We start from the raw sequence: 22,992 nt of genomic DNA, 5'->3' as shown, positions 1-22,992 counted from the left end.
CGAAATCTTGTTCCAGACACACATACGCGATGCAAAATTGGTGCCGCCCTACCAAACTGGCCCATGGTTCCGATCATGCCATCGGTCAGCCGACGACCCTGCGGATCTCACTCTCGGAGGCATTGGCGCCCGTGCAGACAACAGCAACGCGCTTATCAGCGAAGGTGTTCGGATGCGAATAGACCGCAGCAAGTGCGGCCGCACCGGCACCTTCGCTCAAAGTGTGAGCGTCGTAGAGCAACGCCCGCTGCGCGAGGGTGATGTCGTCATCCGTGACGAGCAGGAAGCCTCCTAGCCGTTCACGCAAGACACGTTGTGTCAGTGCAAACCCGGCACCGGTCGCAAGCCCCTCGACCCGGGTGGTGTTCGGGCGCTCGACGCACGTGCCGGAACTCCACGAGTCATGTGCGGCTCGTGCGGCCTCAGACTGCACTGCGAACACCTCGAGGTGCGGTGCAAGCGCACTGGCGACGAGACACGCCGCCGCCGCACCGCTGCCGCCACCGACTGGGACCACCACCGCGTCCAGATCAGGTTGTTGTTCGAGGAGTTCGACGTAGGCCGTTGCAACACCGGCGAGGATTGCCGGCTCATTGGCGGCGCTCACGAGACGCAGGCCGTCACGTTCGCTGATGAAATCGGCGTGAGCACGTGCTTCGTCGAAGTTCACACCGTGCTCGATGAGCTCGGCTCCGAGCATGCGGACAGCGTGAGCCTTGACTGGATTCGCCCCAACCGGCATGACGATCACACACCGCACGCCCGCACCCGCTGCGGCATACGCCAAGGACTGAGCATGGTTTCCGGTCGAGTAGCCGACAATCCCCCGCGCCCGCGTCGCCTCATCCAGTCCTGCCACCAGGTTCAGTCCGCCGCGAACCTTGAACGCACCCGTGGGGTGCACGTTCTCGTGTTTGACGAACAATTGGCTGCACGAGCCCGCACCCAAGGTCGGGTGCGATATCAGGGACGTGACCGGTAGATGCCGACGGACGACCTGACTGGCACGCTCGATGTCTGCCCATACGGGTGGATGTAGCTGGTTTGATGCCGTGAGATCAGATGCCGGTGCCATGTGATTCACCCTGCCAAACACCGATTCATAGATCCAATACGTGTTTTCGTCCAAAGCATCGAAATCTTCTATGATTTTGGCATGCTCGATCTAATTCGGCTGAGGGTCCTGGTCGCTGTTGCACAGGAAGGATCGGTGACAGCCGCCGCCGATTCTCTCGGTTACGCGCAGCCCTCCATCAGTCACCACCTTCGACAGCTCGAATCGGAAGTCGGGGTTCCACTGTTCCAGCGAGCGGGTCGTGGACTGCGCCTGACGGACGCCGGCGGAGTGCTGGTTCGGCGAGCCACCGAGATCCTCGGCCACGTCGACGCAGCGGTAGCCGAAGTCCAGACGTACGCAGGACTGAGGGCCGGGCGGGTACGACTGGCCGCATTCCCGTCAGCCCTGGCGAGTTTGATTCCGCAGGCGATGGCAGCGTTCACGTCCCAGTACCCCGATGTGTCCATCAGCCTCGTTGATGCAGAACCACCCAAAGCACTTGCACTGCTTCGTAACAACGATGTCGACGTAGCTGTTGTCTTCGCGCACGAGGACACCCCTGAAGTCGGGCTCAAGCAGGTCGCGCAGACGACTTTGCTGGAAGATCCGTTGTACCTGATCACATCTACGCGGAATGCAGATGCCGCCAACGAGATCACGGACTACGCCGGTGAGACCTGGATTGCCGGTTGCCCGAGCTGCCGAGCCCACCTCCTCACCGCTTGCAATCGAGCTGGATTCATTCCGCGGATCGAGTTCGAGACCGACGACTACGTCGCCGTCCAAGCCCTGGTCGCCTCCGGAAGCGGGGTAAGCACCCTTCCGGCCCTCGCCCTCCAGGCACATCAGAACCCGAGTATCCGCGCACACCGCATTCCCGGCGAGCGACGCACTGTCTCCGTCGCAACCTACGGCAAACCTCCACTTGCTCCCGCGATCGACGCGTTCGTCAGAACTCTGACAGCGATATCCGAATCCATGCGTGAGCGCGTCGAATTGGATGGGCACCAAGATAACCGGTGACCTCAGGTCCGGCCGACCACCGCGACTATCAGTGCGGCAAGTTCGCTTCGAGCATCGTCGGGCGAGAGCGCTCCCGCTACCGCCGCATGCGAGAGTGCCTCTGCAGCACCGAATATTGCGGTCATCGAAGGTTGCGCAAGTCCTCCGCCCGCACCAAAGGGAGTCAGCACCTCCCGACATCGTTCGGAATAGGCGTGTTCCGATTCACGCTTGACCCGCTCCAGCTCGGGCGAACCCTCCAGCGCTGCAAGCACACCCGTCAGTTCACGCCCCTGCGCCAGCGAACATCCGACGTAGGAGTCGGCGATGGCATTCGCGCGTCCGTTCAGAGACTCATCCGCGGCATCGAGATACTCCTCGAGCATCACCGTCTGACGATCGTCGAATTCCTTGAAGAGCGCTGCCAACAACGCGGCGCGAGAGGCGAAATGGCTGTATACAACTGGCTTTGCAACGCCGGCACGTTCAGCCAACCGACCAAGGGTCAGCGCGTCCGCACCCTCCTCTCGCACCAACGCCCACGACACCTCCACGAGTTGTTCGTACCTGCCGGCTCGCGACAGTCTCGTACGTGCCATCGGACACCTCCTTGCGCTATATACCAATAGTAACCTACTCTTAGTACATAAGCGCACCATCTACCGAAGGACGCTCATGACCACACTCGTCGTAGTCTCCCACCCCGATCCCCAGTCACTTACCCAGCATGTCGCCCGTTCTACCGCCGACGCGATCCGCGACCTGGGCGGCGACGTCGACTTCGCGGACCTACATGCCGAGAATTTCGATCCCCGATTCGCCGAAGCCGATGTGAACCTGTTCCGCGGCAAAGGGACTCCCCCGGCCGACGTTATAGCCGAGCAGGAGCGAATCGATCGTGCAGACGATCTGATTCTCGTGTTTCCGATGTACTGGTGGTCGATGCCCGCACTACTCAAAGGTTGGATCGATCGAGTCTTCGTCAGCGGATGGGCTTACGAATTCACCCCGGGAAGCGAATTCGTGAAGAAACTGGACCGACTCACCGTCCACCTGATTCCAGTCGCAGGTGACGACGCCGAGAGTTTCGACCGACACGGCGTGTACGAGGCCTTCCGGACACAGATCGAACGCGGAATCATCGAATATTGCGGTGCCACACTGGGATCGACAACCTTCGTTCACGAGTCGGACACGAAGAGCCGAGGCGTCCTCGCCGCAGAAATCCACGACCTCAGCGAAAGCATCGCGTCCCGTGTCGCCTACCCTGCGACCGCGACTTCCCGTTGACGGTCAAAAACGGTCAACTGGCGCTTGACCGGCCCGTGGCCGCCCAGTAGCGAAGCGTGTCTCCCGAATGGCCGAGGTTGCGCGACAACTGATCAGCTGGGCGCACGCTATCGAGAAGTCCCCCACACCCTTCGATAACATTACGCGAACCCGCGTTCGTTTCGTCGCAGGTAATCAGGACGCGACTGAGCCCCACCGGGTCGCCGGCATACGTGAGCACTTCCCGCAGAGCAGCCGACGCTATCCCTTTCCGCCGTTCCGACGGCCGAATCCCGTAGCCGATATGACCACCAAGATCCGCCAAGAACTCATTCAAGCTGTGTCGCAACTGGATAGCACCGAGATACCTGCCGTCTCGCACGATCCACCAGTTGGTTGCCGGGACAATGTCGGGCCCCGGCAACGCCTCGGGCTGCGCCAACAACTCCTGAACCCACTGCCCGAATCCATCGCGTGACGCAAGGTCGAGATCCAGACGTTGCGCAACTCCCAACGCCGAACCGGGCTGATCCGCCTGCGGTCCACCCCACTCGTCACGCGACTCCAACCAGGACACCCACAAGGCCTCGTCAGGCGCAACCAAATCGACTGTCATAGCAGCGATGCTACGTCGCACCCGCAATGGTCGAGACTTCGCCTCAATCCATCGCAAAAGCACATAGTGTCGATGTATGAGTGGACGATTCACAGCTGGGGTCTTTATCGTCGTCGTCAGTGTCGTCGCCGTTGCGTTGGTTTGGACCGGCGTTCGAGACTATGAATCTTTCACTCCACCGGTCGCGACGGCGGTCGATCGGGCAGACTGCCTCGCCCCTGATATCACCGCCGCGCTCGTAGCCCCCGAGGCACGCGACAGCAGCATCGCACTTCGCCCCGAGGGAAGTGGTTACCCGCCTCCTGATTTCAGCCCCGTTGCCGTTGTTCGATGCGAACGCGGAGAAACGTCCGACGGTGGGTTGACCATCGACTCCATACGCCTCGAGGGGGACATCCACGCGGTGGACGATGCATTCCGCGAACAGTCTCGTCGATTTCCTGCCAACGTCCGGGCCGACTGCGCGTACCGTCTCGTCCCGCCAGCCGGTTTGTGGCTGGTAGACGAAGCAGGAGCAGCCATACGCCCTACCTGGCCGACCGCGCCCTGCGGACTGCAAGAGAAACCACACGCAGCCCTGAGCCAACTACATGAGATCAGCCGCGCGCAGCATCCGGTCGACGACATCTCCTCCGATGACGCCGGAACCTGCGCGGAGTCGATCGGACAACCGTTCGCGACGACCACTGAAGCTGACATGAGTCGCATGGCAGAACACGAAGACACTCACGCGCGCCCACTGACGGAAACAGCTTTGGCTACACCGATTTCCGACGTCGGCAGACTACTGGTGTGCCGCTATTCCACCGAACCGCCGCTGCCCGAGTCCCGAATCCGCTTGTCACGCCAGCAGAGTACTGATCTGATGGAGGTTGCATCCACCGCGCCACCTGCAGGCCCATGCGATCTCGTCGCCCATCACATCGCTTCGATCGACGTACTTCGTCCCGACGGATCGGGCGGCACGCGGATGGCAGTCGAACTCGACGGATGCCAACGCGTAAACCTCCTCGGACAACGTCAATTACCGCCCGCAGTCATTGCGCTCCTGTTGCAGTAGCGATGACCCACACCCGAGTTCATCGAGACTGATCGTAGAAAACCGACGATGAAATCACAGGTCTCGAATCGACGTGACGACAACCGGCCTGACCGGCTTGGGCGCCGCGCCGCAACTCGGTGGACGCGGCGCGAGTTCGGAGACTGCAGTCTCCACGGCCCATTGCCGGCCGTCCACATGTGCGACGACGCATGTCCCGTCACTCGCCTGCTCGATGACAGCCAAGTCGTCGATTCCGCAGGTTATTTGCTGTCGCACAGCAATTTCCGAAGCCTGCCCCGCAGGAGACCAACAACTCCGTCCACGCAGGCCTGGCAAATGGACCTGATCTCGGGAAGCCACCTCCACGGCCGTGACACTCTCACTTGCCGACAGACGGCCGTACGTATTGCCGCTCGGCAACAGGATCATCGACGGCGCGAATCGGTGCCCGCCGGTATGCGAACACTCCCACACCTGGGGTCCGAAGGACGACATCAGCGCTGCGGCGATCGGCCTGCCGAATACAGCGCAGCACTGGTCGCGCTTGCCGTGTGCGCAAACCAATACGACTGGCTCGGTCACTTGCTCGCCCAGTCCTGGTGGCGGCCCATCCAACAAGAAGAAATCGACGTCGAGTAATTCCATCGGCGAATCGATGTGCAACCTTTCACACCATGAGTCGCTCGGATCGGAGCGCGCAAGCAGGACGGTGTGTCCATCAGTCATCGGATCGGTGCGCCCGGGTCGCCGAACGAACATGATTCGTACGTTCGCTGCATCGGCTCGGCGGCTCAGCTCGGCGGCAAGCTCCTCCCCCAAGGCCGTACCGTCCAACACGTCACGACCCCACGCGGCATTGAATTCGAGGCATACCCAGCCCCGCACGACGGCAGCGCTGCCTGCCAGCGGCTCATCGACAGCAGACAGTGCGGAACAGGTTTCGGCTTCGATCACGAGGCCCATTGTGTCAGCCTCGCTGGGTGTCGATTCGCAAGTCCCTGTGGCCCAGTGACACGGCAGCTCAATAGAACTTCTTGCCCTCCGCAAGCTGGTTCACGAACTTCTCGATCCGCCTGGCTCGCGTCTCCGGACGCTTTGCCTCCTGCAGTCGGTACGCGATGGTGAATCGGTTGGTGGAATTGAGCGTCGCGTAGAACTCACGAGCCTTCGGGTTTTCCGCGAGCGCATCGAGAAAGTCTTTCGGGACCTCGGCCTTGGCTGATCCCTCGTACGCGCGATCCCATCGACCGTCGGCCTTGGCCTTCTCGATCTCGGCGATGCCGGAAGGCTCGAGAAGTCCCGCAGCGTCGAGGCGGGCGACTATCTCGACGTTGCGTTTGGACCACGGACTCCGCGCGGTGCGTCGCGAAAACTTCTGTACGAAGAAATCGTCGTCGATTCGCCGTGCGAGGCTGTCGATCCAGCCGAAGCACAGGGCAACGTCCAACGCTTGGTCGTAGTCGATCGAACTGTGCGACGAGGTCTTCTTGGCCATTTTCAGCCAAAGGCCGGGGACCACCTCGTGGTTCTCGGACAGCCATCGACGGAACTCTGCTCCGTCAGCGAAGTATTCGGTATCGAGTTCGACTGCCATCAGTGCTCCTCATTTTCGCGATACCCATACTCTGACAAAACCCTGCGACAAATATCCGAGAGTTCCGAGTGCGAGCACCCATTTGGCAATACTGACGGTCGAAGCGGCGCGAACCCTCGAGTCGGTGATCCTGTCGCGATGATCGAGGAAATGGAGTCCGACCACGTTCTCGACGTAGTCGCCGGCCGCCGACAGTACCGGCACTACGGCAAGGGCGCGCCGAGTTGCCGGGGAAAGGGGAACCCGCTCCCCGAGCCTCGTGCCCGCTGACCGCAAAGCCATCGCGTAGATCGCGGGATGTACGAAGTCGGGGTAGTAGTGACTACGAAATCGTGCCGTGGCCTCTTCGTCCATGGAGTCCAAGATCTCGACGTACCGGCGAGCGGAGAACGCCGTCTGCACTTCCAATACTTTGGGAGCCACCGGCCCGAGTAGGCGAGCAATATTCGCTTGTGAGACAACAAAAGCGGTGGTCCACAGTGCCATCGCCTTCGCAGATCCAGTTGGTGCCATTCCACGATCGTGCCATCTTCGCACAACAGAACGGAACGGCCCGACGGAAGAGCTCGCCGAGAATGTGAATGAGGTTGTAAAAAGCGGGCATCCCGTATCGATCATCGGTCCGATAGCGGGGAGCGCGCATGTCGCCCAAGTCCAACCCGACTGTTCTGTTCATCCACGGACTTTGGATGCACCCGACCACCTGGGACCCCTGGGCGCAGGTTTTCAGCGCGCAGGGATACCCCACGATGGCGCCGGGGTGGCCAGGGGACGCGTCGACCGTGGGTGAGACGCGTGAACACCCGGAAGACATCGCGGGACACGGCATCGAGGACGTGACGGATCACTACGCCAAGGTGATAGCCGATCTCGACGAACCACCGATCGTGGTGGGGCATTCGTTCGGAGGTTTGATCGCGCAGAAACTTCTGGGCCAGAAGCTGGCGACCGCGGCAATTGCCATCGACCCGGCTCAGCCCAAAGGGGTGTTGAAACTTCCCCTCGTTCAACTGGGCAGTGTTTTCCCGGTCCTGTCCAACCCCGGGAACTACCGGAAGGCGTACTCACACAACAGAGAGTCGTTCCACAAGTCCTTCGCCAGCGCCGTGTCCAAGGACGAGTCCGACGCCTTGTTCGAGCAGTATGCGATTCCCGCCCCTGGTCGGCCGTTGTTCGAGGCAGCACTCGCCAACTTCGCGCCCCACAGCCCCGCTGCAGTAGATTTCAACGCTCGCCGCGGGCCACTCCTGATGATCGGCGGCGGCAAGGATCGCACAGTCCCGAAAGCCAGTTCGGACAGCTCGTTCAAGAAGTACGCCAAAGCCCCGACGATCAACGAATACAAGGTCTTCGGCGATCGAGGTCACTCGCTGACCATCGACCACGGCTGGCGTGAGATCGCGGACTACAGCCTTGCCTGGCTCGACAAGCAGGGCATGAGCCCGCCGCAAGGCAAGCACGAAAGTCAGTCTCAGCCGAAAGCTTGAAAACGACGGCGGTACACCTGCGGCGAGATTCCGAGATGCGTCGAAAATGCTCGTCGTAGGGATTCCGAACTGCCGAATCCCGCCAATTGCGCGGCTTCGGTCACCGAGTGGCCGGCATCGAGGAGCGCTTTCGCGGAGTCGAAACGGATCAACTCGACGTATTTGGCCGGCGTCGTACCGAGTTCTTCCCGAAAGAGCCTCGTCAGATGCCGTGGGCTCAGGTGCGCCAGGGCAGCCAGTTCGTCGACCGAGTACTCCCCCGCCGGATCGGCGGCCACCGCCTCGACCACTGCGCGAAGCGCGGGCACCCGGGGCCGCGGCCCGCTCAACGACGGCGAGAACTGTGACTGCCCACCTGGACGTTGGAGAAATACCACCAGAAGCTGTGCGACACGTCGGGCCATTTCTGCACCATGATCTCGCTCGAGCAATGCGAGCGCGAGGTCGATCCCGGCGGTCACACCCGCAGACGAGAACACCGTGCCGTCCTGGATGAAAATGGCGTCGGGAACTACCGTGATCTGCGGATAGGCGCGCGCCAGCGTTGCCGTGTGTTGCCAATGCGTCGTTGCGCGGCGTCCATCGAGCAGTCCACTCGCCGCCAGGATGAATGTCCCGGTACAGATCGAGGCAACCCGACCCGAACGTCTCGCCAGATCGCTCGCTGCCTCACGCAATTCCGGACTCACCGGCATCGACGGGAACACGTCGCCACCCATGACCAGCAACGTGTCGAAGGAACCGGAATCTGCGACGTCACAGTCGACCGGAATGCGCATGCCGGTCGACGAGTCGACATCGTGTCCACCTACCGAGCAGATCACCAACTCGTAGTTCGCTCCGCCGCGATTGGCCTCTGCGAACACCTCACTCGGACCTGCGACGTCGAGCAGTTTGACGCCGTCGAACACCAGGACGGCAACTCGATGCACTGCGGTCACGATCGCTCCCCTTCGTCCTGATCTGTGGACAGTATGGCCGAGATCAGGGTGCGCCCGCGTGCGTGCTCGACCGACACTGGGACAGACCGAGAAATTCGCAGCAGCGACGAGCAGAGCAGGTACCGATGAACACGATCATTGCCGGTGTGAAAATCCCCGATTCGAAGATGGCTGCCGACGCCACCGAACTCGTCCGAGATACGGCGTCCGAGTTACTGTTTCACCACTCGCGACGCGTCTTCCTCTTCGGATCGCTGCAAGGCGCGCGTTTGGGACTGCACGCCGACCCTGAATTGCTCTACGTCGGCGCCATGTTTCACGACCTGGGGCTCACCGAGAAATTCCGGGACAGTACGGCGCGATTCGAATTGGACAGCGCGGACGAAGCGCGGCGATTCCTCACCGGCTACGAAGTCGACGAAACCGACATCCGCAAAGTGTGGGAAGGCATCGCTCTACATACGACGCCCGAGGTCCCCTCGCGGCTGGAGCCCGAAATCGCCTTGGTGACAGCGGGTGTGGAGACCGATGTACTCGGAATCGGATACAGCGAACTCGACCAGGCCGACATCGACGCCGTCACCGCGGCCCACCCCCGTCCGGATTTCAAGAATCAGATCTTGAAGGCCTTCACCGACGGCTTCAAGCACCGTCCCGAAAGCACGTTCGGGACGGTGAACGCTGACGTACTCGAACATTTCGTGCCGGGATTTCGGCACATCGATTTTGTCGAGGTCATCCAGAACTCGGCTTGGCCCCAATAGAATTCGCAGTCATTTGGCCGCCTCACTCATCGCAGCGGCATCTTCTGCCCCGAACTTTTCCTCGAGGGTCTCCGGCGAATAGTCGAGGTCGATCTCGGCGACGTCGCGCCCGCGTGCAGACTCGATCGCCGAAAGTCGGCGCTGCGCACGGTCTGCGGCATACTCGAGGAACTCCTGATTGTCCAAACCGAACGGCTGCACCTCGAATTGATCGTTGACCCAGTTGATCATTCCGAGGGCCATGGGCATGAGTTCACCCATCCGCTGCTGGACGACGTCCCAGTTGTGATCGTCGGCGGCGACGTGCCTTCGGCAGGTGAACGTTCCCCAAGCCATGTGCCGTCGTTCGTCGTCACCGATCTTTCGCACCAATTGCTGCATGCCAGGGAGGATTCCGCGCGTCGCACAAACTTTCTGCCAGGCGTAGTAACCTGTCAACGCCAGACTGCCCTCGATGACGTGGTTGTACGTGACGCTGGCACGCACCTGGTTGACCGGGCTGGGGTCTGTCTCGAGAATGCGTAGCGACGACGGCAGCTCCTCGTAGAACAGTTGCCGGTAGTACGGATTGTCAGCGACGTAGGAATGCAGGTCACTGGTCAATCCCACTTCGTCCATCCACAGCCGAAACACCTGGGTGTGCTTGGCTTCCTCGAAACAGAACTGCGTCAAGTACATCTCGTCGCCGAATCGTCCCTCGGTCGACATTGCTTTCATGAACGGTTGAATGTCTTCGGTGACGGCTTCTTCACCGGCGATGAACTGCGCACACAGGAAGGTGGCGCTGCGCTGTTGTTCGCTGGTCAGCTCCTGCCAGTCACGAGCATCCTGCGAAAAATCGAGGTCGGTTGGGTTCCAGAATTTGGCGTTTCCCTTGGTGAACAATCGGAGTGGGAACGAATCCCAGTTCAACCCTCCCGACCGAAGAGAACTGAAACCTTCTCGCCCCGGCGAGGTGACAGTCATGACATTCCTTCTTCCCGAACCGAAGACAGATGCCCCACCAGCATGCCCGCAGAACTGAAACGTGAATCAGTTTTGACGAAATTCGATCTATTCCTTCAGGGAAACACCCTTGGTCTCCATCACTGCGAAGAGCTTGGCGTTCATCTGAGCTGCCAGATCCGGCCGATACGAACCGATGTTGAGCGGATTGGCGAGATTGTTCAGTTCCAAGGGGTCGGCTTGTAAGTCGTACAGTTCGTATTGCGGCGCAGCAACTCCCGCAGGATCGAAGTACATCGTGTACTTCCAGCGGCTCTCGCGTATGCACCGAATGTGGTTGGGCTGCGTGACGATGTTCTGACCGTCGGGCGTCGCACAGTTCTGATCGTCGTAGGTGAACAGAATCGTGTCCTGAACCTGCGTGCTGGGACTTTGCGGATAAGCGGCAGCGTCGACGATGACCGGTGTCAGATCGGTACCCAGGAAGTTCCACGATTGACGCGCAGGCGCTTGGGCGAGCGTGGCGAGAGTGGGCATCACGTCGATCAACGACGCCAGGGCGTCGGTGCGAACGGGTTCGGGAAACAGCAAGGGGTTGCTGATGACCAGTGGAACGCGCAGTGTTTCCTCGTAGGCGTTGAACACTTTCTGCCGCAAACCTCCGTGACTCATCCCCATCTCCCCGTGATCGGACATCCGAACGATCACCGTGTCGTCGAGCATCTGTGGAGTGGCTTCGATCGCGTCGAGCACGCTGCCGATGTGTTCGTCGACCACCTTGTGCATATAGGCGTAGAAGTTGATGTAGTTACGCGCCTGATCGGGTCCGAGCAGCGGCCCGAGCCCGGCTGCCAACAGCAGTTCCGACTGAACCTGGGCTGTCGGTTTGTGATTGAGCGCCAGGATCTCGTCGAAGGTGGGCGGCAAGTCGATACCCTGCTCGAAGGCGCCTGGCGCGTCCGATCCGTAGTTGTCGCACGTGCCGTTCATCGCGTTCCACGTCTGGGGGTACGCGAGGACATCGTGCGGGTTCACGAACGAGACGATCAGCGCCCAAGGCTGTCCGGATGCGACTGCGGGTCCGGAGAGAAACTCGACAGCTTCCTCGGCGACACGGCGATCATGGTCTGCGCACCCGCCACCGAAATGATCCGGATTGGTGTCCTGGCCCGCGTCCGGCGGAATCCACCCCTCGAAGCCGAATCCTGCCACGTCCTCGCTTGTCGGATCACCACCCTCGACGCCTTTGCTCAGATGCCATTTCCCCCGGTACTGGACGTTGTAGCCGGCCGACGCCAGCAGCTTTGCCATGTTCTGTTCGGAGACCTGCAACTGTGGCTCGGTGGGTGAGACAGTGCCACCTTCGGTGAGCGTTCTGGTGACCCCGTGCTGCGCGGGGTAGAGGCCGGTGAAGAACGTACTGCGACTGGGCGAGCACATCGCGGTGTTGCACACTGCCTGGTCGAAACTCAGCCCGTGATCGGCAATCCTCTTGCGGTTGGGCAGATTCTGTTCAGCCCAGCCTTGGGGCCAGTACATCGGCCGGCGTTCCTGATCGGTGATGATGACAACGATGTTGGGTTTCTGCGGAAACCGATCGGCGGGTGCTGCTTGTACCGGCACCGCGCTCACCGCGCCGGCCGCGACGTCTGCCACTCCCGCGAGGACAAGGGCACCGACGCCACCGAGGAACGTCCGGCGCGGCAATGAATGACAATGCGGGGCTGGAACGTTCTCTGGGTTCACGGGCGTCGTCCTCTCGGAGGCGTTGTCGCCCCAGAGTTGACCGAATCACTCTTCGCTACACATGCGCGAGCAAACTGCCCGTGCGCTGATCAGTTCGATAACCCGATCCGCACAGCGCAGCGGATCCGGTGTCCGGCCGATACCGAGGGTGTCGACTATCGAAATCGTCCTTCGCACATCAGCCTCCTCGACACCCCACGACCAACCGAAGTCGTGATTCCAGAGCAGAACTGCGTTCTTCCCCGGATGGTGCCTGGCATGAACGGGAAGGACGATCACCGCATCCATGCTCGGCCCCTGCGGCCATCGGACGGTCTCACCGTGAACGGACCGTGCTACCGCGTCGACGTATTCGTGTGCGGACCAGTCGTTGCCGTTGGTATGCATGGAAGTACATTCGGTGCCACACACGTTTCGGATGGGTTCTTGGCATCACCGATCGAGTATTGCGCTTTCAGGAAATGAACGGCAACACAACGGATTCGAATTGGCGATGACCGTCGCGGTGGACACTGTGGCCGGTACGGAAAGAGACCAATTCACAGCGTGCGACGGTGGCTGCAACAGCGTCGAGGCGAACAGGATCCACCATCCCGCCCAGACCTCCACGCAGGAACAACATGTCAGCCTCGATGAGCGGCAACCGATCCCACCACTGCGGATCCGGTCGGCGGAACTGCTCGAGCGCGGACCGCGTCATCGAGCGATCGAACGTCAACGCGGCTCGCGGATGCCGCACCAAACTTGTTGTGGCGTGCCACAGTTCTGGGACACTCGGCAATTTCCTCGCGAACACCTGTTCCGGGTCACCCGCACGTAGTGGTAACGGCGCTTCCTCGATGACCAACTTCCGCACCGCAGTGGGACGTTTCTGCGCGATCAACGACGCCGCGTGCCCGCCGAGCGAGTGGCCGACCAGGTCCACCTGCTCGAGTTCGAGATGATCACACACGTCCATGACGTCGTCCGCGAACTCCTCGAACAGATACGACGACGCACGAGCGCTCCGGCCGTGGCCGCGAAGGTCGACCGAGACAACTCGCCGGTTGCGTGATCGCAAGGTCCGCGCGAACTTGTCCCAGGTACCGCTGTCGCCGCCCATCCCGTGCACGAGGACTACCGGAGGCAGATCGGCCACACTGGGATGCGAGCCGGAATCGCGGTAGCTGATCTGGACCCCGCCGGCACTTCGTACGTTAGCGACACTCACGAGTTCCCAGGATAGACCCGTCCTCGCGGATTGCTGACGCGGTCAGCCGAGGCTGCAACTCCCCTGGTCGCGTGACCTCGTCGTAGCGACCGAGTCCGATCCTCGCGATGTTTCGCAGCGACTCGCTTGCATCGGCGAAGTAGCCGCAATGCCCTCGAACGGCTCCGGTACCGAAAACAATGGCTCCGTGCTGCGCCCGAACTGGAGACGGGCCGTGGCCGATGCGGCCGATCTTGACGCGTGGGAAATAGCGGATCCAGTCCGACGGACCAAGCGCAGCCCAGAGATTTCCGGCAAAGCACAGGTCTTCGCGCGAACTGGTCCCCATCCCCGGACTACCCAGCACCACGCAATCGTCCACTCGCGCCGACTGGAGAGCGAGTCCGCACACCACGGCCCCGTAGCTGTGTCCGACGAGCGTCACATGCGCCGATCGCGGCAGGATACGAGTCAACCGCGCCAGATCTATCGCACCAAGTTCTGCAAGTGTCCGGGAGAACGACTCGAGAAATCCCCACGGCGTCCGATAACCGACCCACACGATCACCGCGACGCGGTCGTTCGGCCCGAGCGTTCGGAGCATCCTTCCCAGTGTCCATCCGCTCGCGCGTGGTCCTGTCGGACGGTTCTCGTCGAAGTAGTTTCCCAGTCCGTTGTCGTTGCCCGGCACGAAGATCATGATGTGCTCGGCTGTGGCGACATCGCCGAACACCTCCACGATCCGGCCTTCGCCGGTCTCGTCGTACGCCAGAAGTTGTGCGTCGCGTAGCTCCATCGACTCGTAGTGAAGTCGATCGGTTCCGGAAACGTCAGCTCGACCCGCCGTTTTCATGACACTCCTCGCGAAGAGTTGCAACGACGAGAATCATTGCAACAGTGAGTTTTTGAATGTCATCAACGCTAGGCACCCGATGGCGTCAGTGCGATGGCGCCAGCGCCCCTACTGTTCGTACAGTCGACTCGACCATGTCCGGTACAGCTGGCTGTACCTACGAGCTCATTCGTACACGCCCTCCACCGACCATCCACCGCCTTCACAGATCATCAGCAACGCCCGCGATTCCTCCAACAGCACCTGAGCCCGCGCGGCCGTGCGCGCCGAGGCTGCGTCCCACCATCGCTCGTCCACCGGCCAGGGCCCGGCCCATCCCTGCACTGCCCATTCCTTGCTCCCCCACTTCAGCCTTCCCGGCTGCGAGCTGAAGACACCGCGCTCAGTGACGTACACGGCGTTGCCGGCCACATCCTCCAGCCATACCTTGGGATTGTCGACGAAGATCGACCCCGGAGACGGCTGCGGCAGACGACCAGGCCACGGGGCTGTCGGATCATGAGCAGCTACCCGCTCGTCACCCAAGGGCAACAGGGTAATTCGCTCCGAGGGCCCTCGACCACCGCTCAGGACACCGACCTGAACCGATTCGCCGCCCAGAAGACCTTGCACGCGCACCAATGCTCGCCTGGCCCGCTCCTCCTCGTCGCCGACACCGCCCCACAGCCCCAACTGCAAAGCGCCGGCACTGACCACCTCCACCGGTTCCAGACGCAACACCGCTATGCCTGCGGTCGGCCGGGTCTCACTGCGCCCGGTGAGCCAGCCGTCCAGTTGCCATCGCACTCGATCGGCCGTTCCCTCCGGTGTCAGAGGTTCGGCGCAACGCCAAGTCCGAGAAAGATTTTCACCGTTGCCCGTGCTGGCCGAAATCGACAGGCGGGTACACGCCACTGCGGCAGCCGACAATTTGTCGTGCAGGAGACTCGCCAAGGCGCGCCCGGCAAACGCTGCGGCATCCACCCGCTCGATCGACGGATCGTAATGCTGCTCCACTTCCAGATCCGGCGGAAGCGTCCGCGCCGACGGTGGCCGCTCGGGTTCACCGCGCGCCGCACGATGCGCGAGCACCGCATCGGCCCCGAAACGCGAAGCGACGTCCACTGCCGGTAAATCCGCGAAAGCACCGATGGTTCTGATCCCGAGCCTGCGCAGCAGATCCACCAACTCCCCGCGATGCGGCGCAGACAGACTGGGCTCGGCCGCCAACTCCGGCATGGGTAGCGGCGCCAGAAACCGTGCCCCCTCCCCCGGCGGCACCAGCGCTGCCCGGCGCGCGGCAATGACCGCTGTGGACAGTTGATCCGCCACACCCACCTGACTCTCGACGCCCGCAGCAGATGCCTGATCCACCAATCGTTCCGCCGCGGCTTCCTCCGAACCGAAGTACCGACTGACACCTCGCGCACTGAGCACCAACAAACCAGGACGAAGTACCTCGACGCCCGGTGCCACCGCATCAATGGCCGCGGCGACCGGCTCGAACAATCTGGCGTCGCGTTCCGGATCTGCCATCGCCACATACAGTTCCGGGCAGCGGGCCTGCGACTCGCGTCGGCGCAGGCCTCGTCGCACTCCCTCCGCGCGGGCCGTCGCCGAACATGCGATCACCCGATTACCCGAGGTGACCGCGACAGGATGCGTGGCAGGAAGATCGGCAAGCGCTGCCGCTGCCACCGCCGGCCAGTCCGGGCACCACAACGCCAGAACTCTGCTCACAGTGACACCACCCGCGACGACACCACCCGCGACGACACCACCCGCTCCGACACCACCTGTTCCGACACGGCCTCGACCGGCCGGGAAGGTACCCACTCGACCCGCCCGGCTGCACTACAGATGTCCAGATGCGTGGTCCGGGGCTGGAACGAGCGCCCCCGAGCACGAACCGCGAGGCTCAGGGAACTGAGCCGACCACGCCCCAACTCACGGCCCTGACCGAACCCACCGTAACCATGAACCCGAGCGTCCAACCGAACTTCGGCCCCGTCCCAGTGACCTTCGGTGACAACAAGAGTCGAGCCCTTGCTCCGGGCGCGCGCCACCACCGCTCGCGCACGCGACGGGGATACCGACGCACCCGCCAATCCCAGAATCACCAGATCCATACCGTCAAGCAGCACAGCAGCGATCTCGACCGGATCCGGCCCAGGCGCCGGAATGAGCGCCAGACGTTCCAGTTGCGCACCCATCTCGTACGCCGCCAGCAATCCCAGTCGAGGTTGCCCGATGACTGCCACATGCCCCCCGGACGCCGTCACGGACGCGACCAATCCCAAGAGCAAGGAAGCAGCGCCCTCGACGGACACCACGGTTCCGCGCACCAAACCGCCCTGCGGTAGCAATGCCCCGATACCTTCCGGCACTGGGAGAACACCAGCCTTGTGCGCGCGGTCCACGACCGGTATGTCCCGGTCGGCAACACTCTCGAAGGCTGCTGCACTTGTCCCGGAAACACCAGCCACGGAAACACTCGGTCCCGAAAACGACGTATCGCCGCGAGAGGGAATGGACGCGATCTGTCGGCGGAGCTGTGCCAGCCGATCCTGACGGGACAACCCCGCCGCATCTGCCGACAGCTCCACCAACTCGGTCACCTCGGTCATCCCCATCCTCCGGAACACCGGAAAAACTCACTCGGCAGCAATCCATAACCAGCCGGCAAACCGCGGGGAAGTCGGGTCTGACATGCATCCAACGAACAGCAATTTCGAACATATTTTCGAACTGTTTTCAGTAAACCGTGTCACCCCCGACACGTCAAGCAGAGCAAAAAACCCAGTTCACAGGAGCCTCGAGCGTCACAGTGGCATCAATCCATTAACCTTGAGATGTGACAGCTCAGGAGCAGACCGGGAGGGGCATCGGGCCCGAATACCTGCTGGCGGGGCGGTACCGACTCCGCTCCAAGATCGGCGACGGAGGCATGGGCGCCGTCTGGCTGGCCCGCGACACCCTCCTCAGCCGTGACGTCGCGGTGAAACAGGTCACAAGCACGGAAGGCCTCGACACCGAAACGGCCGAAGAGGTCCGTGAACGTACATTGCGCGAAGGCAGGAACGCCGCAAAGCTCACCCACCCCCACTCCATCGCCATGTACGACGTCGCGATCGAGTCCGGTGAACCGTGGTTGGTCATGGAGTACTTCCCCGCCCGCAGCCTCGCCCAGGCGATGAACCTGGCCGACACGTTGCCACCGCTGGAGGTCGCGCAGATCGGCGCGCAGATCGCTGCGGCGCTCACCGAGGCGCACGCCGCCGGCATCGTCCACCGCGACATCAAGCCCGGCAACATCCTGATCGCCGACCGAGGCAAGTCTCTCGGCACCGTCAAGATCAGTGACTTCGGCATCGCCCGCGCAAAGAGCGACGTATCCGACACCCAGGACGAGGTCATCACCGGCACTCCCGCGTACTTTGCACCCGAAGTTGCCCGCGGCGACGATCCCACCGAGGCCAGTGACGTCTTCTCACTCGGGTCGACGCTCTACACGGTGATCGAGGGTCAACCGCCCTTCGGCATCGACTCGGACGCCATCGCTCTACTGCATCGTGTCGCCAAGGCCGAGATCTACCGACCCACCAAGTCCGGACCGCTCACCGACGTTCTCCTTCAGCTCCTCGAGCCGGACCCCACCCGTCGGCCGACGATGGCTCAGGCACGCGACGCGCTCGCTGCAGCCGCGACGGGCGGTGGCACGATCGAGCAGTTGATCGACGCTCCCGTCTACTCGTCCGAAGGCGCCGTGCCGGCGTGGGCTCACCGCACCACACAACTCGCCGACCCACACCGCCGCAATCGCCTGACCGGCTCCACGATCACCGGACTGCCTGCAGTGCAACAGAACACGCCACTGCGGAACGTCCCCAGCCCCATGGACATGTTCTCCTGGCCGCCGCGGATACCGACCGGCCCCACCGATGCCAGCACCCGCGACAAGGTAGTGGCCTGGGCTCCCCTCGCCATGACAGGCATGGTTGCCGTCATCATCTTGGCCGCACTGATCGTCGTCATCCTGGTATTCACGGCCTGACCGGACGCTCTACGCGGGCAGAATGTTTGCGTTGAGGTGAAACACGTTGTCCGGGTCGTACTTCGCCTTGACGGCGGACAATCGCGCGTACTTCGCCGCACCGTAGGACGCTCGCACTCGGTCCTCGTCGACATCGGTCATGAAGTTGACGTACCCGCCTTGATTGGACGAGAACGGACGCAAGGCTTCCCAGGTCTCACGCACCCACGATCGATCCAATTCCAGTGTCCCGGCATCGGTGGCCGTAGCCGTCATGTTGCACACGTAATGTGGTGTGCGAGAACCACCGAACGCAGTGTCATCCTCGCCGACGGAGGTGAAAGCTCCCTGCAGCGGAAAGATCGGCATGAAGGACATCGGCGACGATTTCTTGCCCGCTTGCTCGGTCAGAACATCGATCACGTCGTCGGAGAAATCCACCAGGTCCAAGGCCTTCTCATAGGCGTATGCACCCCATGGTTCCGATTCGTCGAGCATCGACTGTAAACCGATGTACGGGAGCGGGGTGACGAACTCGAACAGCGTCGGCACGCCCTCTCGAATCGGCGCAATCGCGTTCGAGTGTTCCTCTTCCGATCCGAAACCGGCTACCAGCAACGCGTATCCGGGCAGCAGGTGAAACTGATCCGGAACAAACGGTGCCGGAGGCGCGGACAAACCGACGGCAACCATCGCTCCGGCATTTCTCGGCAGGGCAGGCACCACTTCGCGGCACAGACGAAGCGCTGCGGGTCCGTCCTCCATCCCCCAGAAGAACAGTCCCAGATGCACTTCCGGACCGATCTCGCTCAGACGGTACTCGAACTCGGTGACCACTCCGAAGTTTCCGCCGCCGCCGCGCAGCGCCCAGAACAAGTCGCTGTGATCGTTCTCGGAGGCCCGCACGATCGAACCGTCGGCGAGCACCACCTCTGCCGACACCAGATTGTCGATCGCCAGGCCGAGCGTGCGCGTCAACCACCCCATGCCGCCGCCGAGGGTCAGGCCACCGACGCCGGTATCACTGATCACTCCACCGGTCACTGCCAATCCGTGTTCCTGCGTCGCGGCGTCGAGGTCGGCAATCGTCGCACCACCACCGACCCTGGCTCGCTTCGCGGACGGGGCGACACTGACTACGTTGATCGCACTGAGATCGATCATCACACCGCCTTCACACACCGATGTACCTCGGTAGGAATGCCCACCGCCTCTGACCGAAACCTCCAACGAATGGGCTCTGGCAAATGCAAGTGCCACAGACACATCCGACGCCGACCGGCACCTGGCGATCACCGCCGGACGATGATCGATCTGCCCGTTCCAGATCGACCTGGCGTCGTCGTACTCCGGATCTCGGGGGCTGAACACAGAACCCGTGATCGCCGATTTCAGTGGCGCGAACTCGACCGTCGTCATCATGCACCGCCCTCGTCGGGTGTCGCGGTGAGAAGCAGGTACTCCCACTCCATCACGAACGGCTCGCTTCCTCTGCCGTACTTCTTTGCCAACTCGAGCAGATCGCGATCGAGCGCCTGCGTGCGGTCAGGATCGTCGGCGATGTTCCGGTACACCGCGATGGTCGGGCCGTAATTCTTCTTGAAGAAATCGCGGAAATCTTCCGGCCCGCTGAATGTGTCCACACGAAGTACGTCTTTCCTTGCGGCAACATCGCCGAGCAGATCACGAACATGGTTCTCGTCGCCCCACAAAGGCGCCGGCTGCGAACCAGGAGGCGGGGGCGGTGCATACGGCTTCATCGTTTTGAACATCTCGCCGATGAACCCCGTCGGAGTCCAACTCAGCACTCCGATCTTTCCGCCGGGTCGGCATACTCGCAAAAGTTCGTCCGCGGCGCGCTGATGATGCGGGGCAAACATCACACCGACGCAAGAGAGCACTACGTCGAACTCGTTGTCGCCGAACGGAAGAGCCTCGGCATCGGCCTCCTGCCAATCGAGTTCGACACCCGCGAGCGCCGCGGCCTCCCGTCCTGCCACGAACAGTTCGGGAGCCAGGTCGGTGGCGATCACCTGCGCACCCAGCGCAGCCGCCGGAATGGCGGCGTTGCCGGACCCCGCCGCGACGTCGAGCACCCGATCTCCTTTCTGCACGCCGCATTCACGCACCAATACAGGTCCGAGTTCCGCGATGACCTGCGTCGCCACCGCCGGATAGTTACCGAGCCCCCACATTGCCCGGTGCTTGGCCTTCAGCTCCCGGTCCAACCCGAGAGTCCCCGTTGATTCACTCATTACCGTTCTCCTTCAATAATTTTCGTACTCGGAGCCCGACAGCGTTCATGCCGTTACTCCGACGCTACGACGACGGTTCGCTCCTCTCCAGTACGAAATCTGTACCGGAGCACCCCGGAGGCCTACGATCGAGAGATGGGGTCCTCGTACCACCAGTTCTGCCCCGTCGCCAAGGCGATGGAGCTACTCGACGAGCGGTGGACACTGCTTCTCCTCCGCGAACTGATCATGGGAAGCGAACATTTCAACGATCTCCGCCGCGGGCTCCCGCGAATGTCACCGACTCTGCTCTCGACCCGGCTTCACCAACTCGCGGTCGCCGGCATCGTGGAGCGAGAAGAAACCGACTGTGTCGTCAGCTATCGTCTGACCGACGCCGGCCGTGAACTGCGCCCTGTGGTCGAAGCTCTCGGCATCTGGGGTACCAGGTGGATCGGTGAACTGGGCGACGAAGATCTGGATCCGAAACTGCTGCTGTGGGACATGCATCGCCGCGTGGATCATTCCGTGGTGCCTGAAGGCAAGACCGTGGTGCACTTCGCATTCTCCGGAGTACGTGGACATTCGCGGAACTGGTGGCTCGTCATCAATTCCGGTGAGGTGGACATGTGCGATATCGATCCGGGTTTCGACGTTGCAGTGTCGGTCTCTGCGGGCTTGCGACAGATGACCGAGATCTGGCGAGGTAACCTGACCTGGTCGGACGCCATACGGTCCGGTGACGTCACCATTTCTGGGCCTACCGCGTTGCGTCGTAGCCTGCCATCGTGGTTCGAGCTGTCGACTTTCGCGTCGATCCCGCGCCCCGCGTAGCGCGCGCTCACCAGCCCCGTTCCGTCCTGTTACAGAGCTGTTGCAGACCGTGACACCGTCGACGAACGGTGACCACCTGCCGGTGACACTGACCGAGAAGTCTCTGTTGTATGCCCAGCCACCGCGGAATCATCCGCTTCGTCGCACTCGGTGCAGTCGTGCTCGGTGCGGTCGCGCTCAGCTCCTGCTCGTACACAGAAGAAGCACAACCGAAGAGCGGTAACTACCTTGCCACTCAGCCTGATTCAGGACCTTCAGGCGGCGAGATCGAGGACGGCATCAGCGTGCAGGACACTCATGTGCCCGCGCTTGCCCGTCTCGATTCCGCACTGCTCGCGGCGCTCCAGTCGGCAGCGGCCGACGCACAGGCATCCGACGTGGACATGCACGTCACGTCGGGTTGGCGGTCCGCGGCATACCAACAGCGACTGTTCGACGAAGCCGTCGTCAAGTACGGCAGCGTGGACGAAGCGTCCAAGTGGGTGCACTCGCCGAGCCTGTCCAAGCATGTCAGTGGACAGGCCGTCGACATCGGACCGACCGACGCCGACGACTGGCTCATTCAGCACGGCAGCGATTACGGCCTCTGCCAGACCTACGCCAACGAGATGTGGCATTTCGAATTGGCAACCACTCCTGGCGGGGAATGCCCGCCACAACTGAGCAACCCCTCGGACGAGAGAGCGGAAGGCTGATCATGACACGAGTCAAGCCAGCGAGACTGATTGCCGCACTGGCAGTCTTGATCCTCGGAGTCGTCGAATTCGAATTGGCGGTCAACACGACCGGTGGTCAGATCGTCGACCAACAACTCATGGTGGGCGCGGCCACCTCCGAACGCCTCAGCGTGTTCTCCGCCGAGTTCATCGGCCTCGTCACCCCGATACTGATAGTGGGAGGAGTGCTCGTGGCGCTCATGATCACATTGCGCAACAACCCGATTGCGCTAGCCTTACGCGTCGTCGTCGTGACCCTCGGCCCCATCACGACAGCCTGGGTTCTCAAACAATCGCTGAATCGACCGGACCTGAACGGTCTGGTGATGCACAATTCCTTCCCCAGCGGCACTTTGACGGCCATAGCTGCTCTGGTCTGCGCGATCGTGATCGTCACGCCCTCGAGGTGGCGGGCGGTCGTTGCGGTCAACGGTGCGCTGATCACCATCGGAACCGCGATCTCGGTAGTCGTGCTGCAATGGCACCGCCCGAGCGACGTGATCGGTGCACTACTGCTCGTCGGCTGCTACACCCTCGCTGTGTCGGCATTTCCCTTGAACACCAGCGTCGCCCGGCATGCGGTGCTGGCAGACTCAGGCAACGAGCGACTCTCGCGAGTGTGACCCCTGTACCCTTGGCTGACCGAGATTTCTCCGACCGCAGAAGGCCCCTGATCATGGCGAGTCCAAGG

At 62.2% G+C, this 22,992-nt stretch carries 25 protein-coding genes; 9 read left to right on the top strand and 16 right to left on the bottom strand.

Annotated elements, in window-relative coordinates; all coding sequences use genetic code 11:
- Window positions 1–85: 85 nt before the first annotated feature.
- Complete coding sequence (locus GN300_RS20725) at window positions 86–1,075, bottom strand: threonine/serine dehydratase (protein WP_082845812.1); 990 nt, start codon at window positions 1,073–1,075, stop codon at window positions 86–88.
- A gap of 81 nt (window positions 1,076–1,156) precedes the next feature.
- Between GN300_RS20725 and GN300_RS20720 the strand changes: the two genes are divergently transcribed.
- On the top strand, window positions 1,157–2,080 hold the full coding sequence (locus tag GN300_RS20720; RefSeq protein WP_063316684.1) for a LysR family transcriptional regulator: 924 nt from the start codon (window positions 1,157–1,159) through the stop codon (window positions 2,078–2,080).
- A 2-nt stretch (window positions 2,081–2,082) separates the two neighbouring features.
- On the opposite strand, the gene GN300_RS20715 is transcribed toward GN300_RS20720, so the two are convergent.
- The gene (locus GN300_RS20715; protein WP_042449699.1) at window positions 2,083–2,658 is read right to left on the bottom strand and encodes a TetR/AcrR family transcriptional regulator; all 576 of its coding nucleotides are present in this window, start codon (window positions 2,656–2,658) and stop codon (window positions 2,083–2,085) included.
- Window positions 2,659–2,734: 76 nt separating this feature from the next.
- Between GN300_RS20715 and GN300_RS20710 the strand changes: the two genes are divergently transcribed.
- Window positions 2,735–3,349, top strand: a complete 615-nt coding sequence (locus GN300_RS20710; RefSeq protein WP_063316685.1) for an NAD(P)H-dependent oxidoreductase — start codon at window positions 2,735–2,737, stop codon at window positions 3,347–3,349.
- A gap of 13 nt (window positions 3,350–3,362) precedes the next feature.
- Here GN300_RS20710 and GN300_RS20705 read toward each other — a convergent pair whose 3' ends face one another.
- The gene (locus GN300_RS20705) at window positions 3,363–3,944 is read right to left on the bottom strand and encodes a GNAT family N-acetyltransferase (protein WP_007727469.1); all 582 of its coding nucleotides are present in this window, start codon (window positions 3,942–3,944) and stop codon (window positions 3,363–3,365) included.
- 76 nt (window positions 3,945–4,020) lie between these two features.
- On the opposite strand from GN300_RS20705, the gene GN300_RS20700 reads away from it, so the two are divergent.
- Window positions 4,021–5,004, top strand: a complete 984-nt coding sequence (locus GN300_RS20700) for a hypothetical protein (RefSeq protein ID WP_063316686.1) — start codon at window positions 4,021–4,023, stop codon at window positions 5,002–5,004.
- A gap of 54 nt (window positions 5,005–5,058) precedes the next feature.
- On the opposite strand, the gene GN300_RS20695 is transcribed toward GN300_RS20700, so the two are convergent.
- From GN300_RS20695 to GN300_RS20685, 3 genes are read right to left on the bottom strand one after another with little or no spacing between them, the layout of a single operon-like run.
- Window positions 5,059–5,949 (bottom strand): sucrase ferredoxin, encoded by an 891-nt coding sequence (locus GN300_RS20695; RefSeq protein WP_063316687.1) that lies wholly within the window; start codon window positions 5,947–5,949, stop codon window positions 5,059–5,061.
- 58 nt (window positions 5,950–6,007) lie between these two features.
- Window positions 6,008–6,580 carry a YdeI family protein gene (locus tag GN300_RS20690; protein WP_003940957.1) on the bottom strand — a complete coding sequence of 191 codons (573 nt, stop codon included), beginning with the start codon at window positions 6,578–6,580 and terminating at the stop codon, window positions 6,008–6,010.
- A gap of 9 nt (window positions 6,581–6,589) precedes the next feature.
- The gene (locus tag GN300_RS20685; RefSeq protein ID WP_037129197.1) at window positions 6,590–7,093 is read right to left on the bottom strand and encodes a hypothetical protein; all 504 of its coding nucleotides are present in this window, start codon (window positions 7,091–7,093) and stop codon (window positions 6,590–6,592) included.
- Between the two features lie 128 nt (window positions 7,094–7,221).
- On the opposite strand from GN300_RS20685, the gene GN300_RS20680 reads away from it, so the two are divergent.
- A complete protein-coding gene (locus GN300_RS20680) occupies window positions 7,222–8,067 on the top strand; it encodes an alpha/beta hydrolase (protein ID WP_054188135.1) in 846 nt (281 codons plus the stop codon).
- Here the strand turns inward: GN300_RS20680 and GN300_RS20675 are convergent.
- Complete coding sequence (locus tag GN300_RS20675; protein ID WP_007727480.1) at window positions 8,052–9,008, bottom strand: GlxA family transcriptional regulator; 957 nt, start codon at window positions 9,006–9,008, stop codon at window positions 8,052–8,054. The genes GN300_RS20680 and GN300_RS20675 overlap by 16 nt on opposite strands.
- A 125-nt stretch (window positions 9,009–9,133) precedes the next feature.
- Between GN300_RS20675 and GN300_RS20670 the strand changes: the two genes are divergently transcribed.
- Window positions 9,134–9,772, top strand: a complete 639-nt coding sequence (locus GN300_RS20670; RefSeq protein ID WP_007727481.1) for an HD domain-containing protein — start codon at window positions 9,134–9,136, stop codon at window positions 9,770–9,772.
- 9 nt (window positions 9,773–9,781) lie between these two features.
- Here GN300_RS20670 and GN300_RS20665 read toward each other — a convergent pair whose 3' ends face one another.
- The 7 genes from GN300_RS20665 to GN300_RS20635 all read right to left on the bottom strand — a co-directional run bounded on the left by GN300_RS20665 (window position 9,782) and on the right by GN300_RS20635 (window position 17,111).
- A complete protein-coding gene (locus tag GN300_RS20665) occupies window positions 9,782–10,738 on the bottom strand; it encodes a R2-like ligand-binding oxidase (RefSeq protein ID WP_003940790.1) in 957 nt (318 codons plus the stop codon).
- A gap of 87 nt (window positions 10,739–10,825) precedes the next feature.
- The gene (locus GN300_RS20660) at window positions 10,826–12,463 is read right to left on the bottom strand and encodes a sulfatase-like hydrolase/transferase (RefSeq protein ID WP_058226414.1); all 1,638 of its coding nucleotides are present in this window, start codon (window positions 12,461–12,463) and stop codon (window positions 10,826–10,828) included.
- A 45-nt stretch (window positions 12,464–12,508) separates the two neighbouring features.
- Window positions 12,509–12,850 carry a DUF6292 family protein gene (locus tag GN300_RS20655; protein ID WP_007727485.1) on the bottom strand — a complete coding sequence of 114 codons (342 nt, stop codon included), beginning with the start codon at window positions 12,848–12,850 and terminating at the stop codon, window positions 12,509–12,511.
- Between the two features lie 67 nt (window positions 12,851–12,917).
- Window positions 12,918–13,673 carry an alpha/beta fold hydrolase gene (locus GN300_RS20650; protein WP_030535116.1) on the bottom strand — a complete coding sequence of 252 codons (756 nt, stop codon included), beginning with the start codon at window positions 13,671–13,673 and terminating at the stop codon, window positions 12,918–12,920.
- Window positions 13,660–14,505 (bottom strand): alpha/beta hydrolase, encoded by an 846-nt coding sequence (locus tag GN300_RS20645; protein ID WP_058039032.1) that lies wholly within the window; start codon window positions 14,503–14,505, stop codon window positions 13,660–13,662. The genes GN300_RS20650 and GN300_RS20645 overlap by 14 nt, the downstream gene beginning before the upstream one ends.
- A 165-nt stretch (window positions 14,506–14,670) precedes the next feature.
- Window positions 14,671–16,224 carry a DNA polymerase Y family protein gene (locus GN300_RS20640; protein ID WP_003940966.1) on the bottom strand — a complete coding sequence of 518 codons (1,554 nt, stop codon included), beginning with the start codon at window positions 16,222–16,224 and terminating at the stop codon, window positions 14,671–14,673.
- Window positions 16,221–17,111: a hypothetical protein gene (locus GN300_RS20635; RefSeq protein ID WP_058039031.1), complete on the bottom strand. Its 891-nt coding sequence runs from the start codon at window positions 17,109–17,111 to the stop codon at window positions 16,221–16,223. Before GN300_RS20635 ends, GN300_RS20640 begins: the two co-directional genes overlap by 4 nt.
- Window positions 17,112–17,338: 227 nt before the next feature.
- Between GN300_RS20635 and GN300_RS20630 the strand changes: the two genes are divergently transcribed.
- On the top strand, window positions 17,339–18,538 hold the full coding sequence (locus GN300_RS20630; protein WP_058039030.1) for a serine/threonine-protein kinase: 1,200 nt from the start codon (window positions 17,339–17,341) through the stop codon (window positions 18,536–18,538).
- A gap of 9 nt (window positions 18,539–18,547) precedes the next feature.
- On the opposite strand, the gene GN300_RS20625 is transcribed toward GN300_RS20630, so the two are convergent.
- Window positions 18,548–19,939 carry an FAD-binding oxidoreductase gene (locus tag GN300_RS20625; protein ID WP_003940869.1) on the bottom strand — a complete coding sequence of 464 codons (1,392 nt, stop codon included), beginning with the start codon at window positions 19,937–19,939 and terminating at the stop codon, window positions 18,548–18,550.
- Window positions 19,936–20,772, bottom strand: a complete 837-nt coding sequence (locus GN300_RS20620) for a class I SAM-dependent methyltransferase (protein WP_058039029.1) — start codon at window positions 20,770–20,772, stop codon at window positions 19,936–19,938. The genes GN300_RS20625 and GN300_RS20620 overlap by 4 nt, the downstream gene beginning before the upstream one ends.
- Before the next feature lie 135 nt (window positions 20,773–20,907).
- On the opposite strand from GN300_RS20620, the gene GN300_RS20615 reads away from it, so the two are divergent.
- The 3 genes from GN300_RS20615 to GN300_RS20605 all read left to right on the top strand — a co-directional run bounded on the left by GN300_RS20615 (window position 20,908) and on the right by GN300_RS20605 (window position 22,924).
- Window positions 20,908–21,585, top strand: a complete 678-nt coding sequence (locus tag GN300_RS20615; protein ID WP_003940889.1) for a helix-turn-helix domain-containing protein — start codon at window positions 20,908–20,910, stop codon at window positions 21,583–21,585.
- A gap of 110 nt (window positions 21,586–21,695) precedes the next feature.
- Window positions 21,696–22,280, top strand: coding sequence for a M15 family metallopeptidase (locus GN300_RS20610; RefSeq protein ID WP_063316688.1), 585 nt, complete (start codon window positions 21,696–21,698; stop codon window positions 22,278–22,280).
- Between the two features lie 2 nt (window positions 22,281–22,282).
- Window positions 22,283–22,924 (top strand): phosphatase PAP2 family protein, encoded by a 642-nt coding sequence (locus GN300_RS20605; RefSeq protein WP_003940956.1) that lies wholly within the window; start codon window positions 22,283–22,285, stop codon window positions 22,922–22,924.
- Window positions 22,925–22,992: the final 68 nt, after the last annotated feature.

This window comes from Rhodococcus sp. Ni2 (assembly GCF_021352185.1).
GTDB classification, from domain to species: Bacteria; Actinomycetota; Actinomycetes; order Mycobacteriales; family Mycobacteriaceae; genus Rhodococcus_F; species Rhodococcus_F qingshengii.
This window is presented reverse-complemented; position numbering and strand designations above follow the sequence as displayed.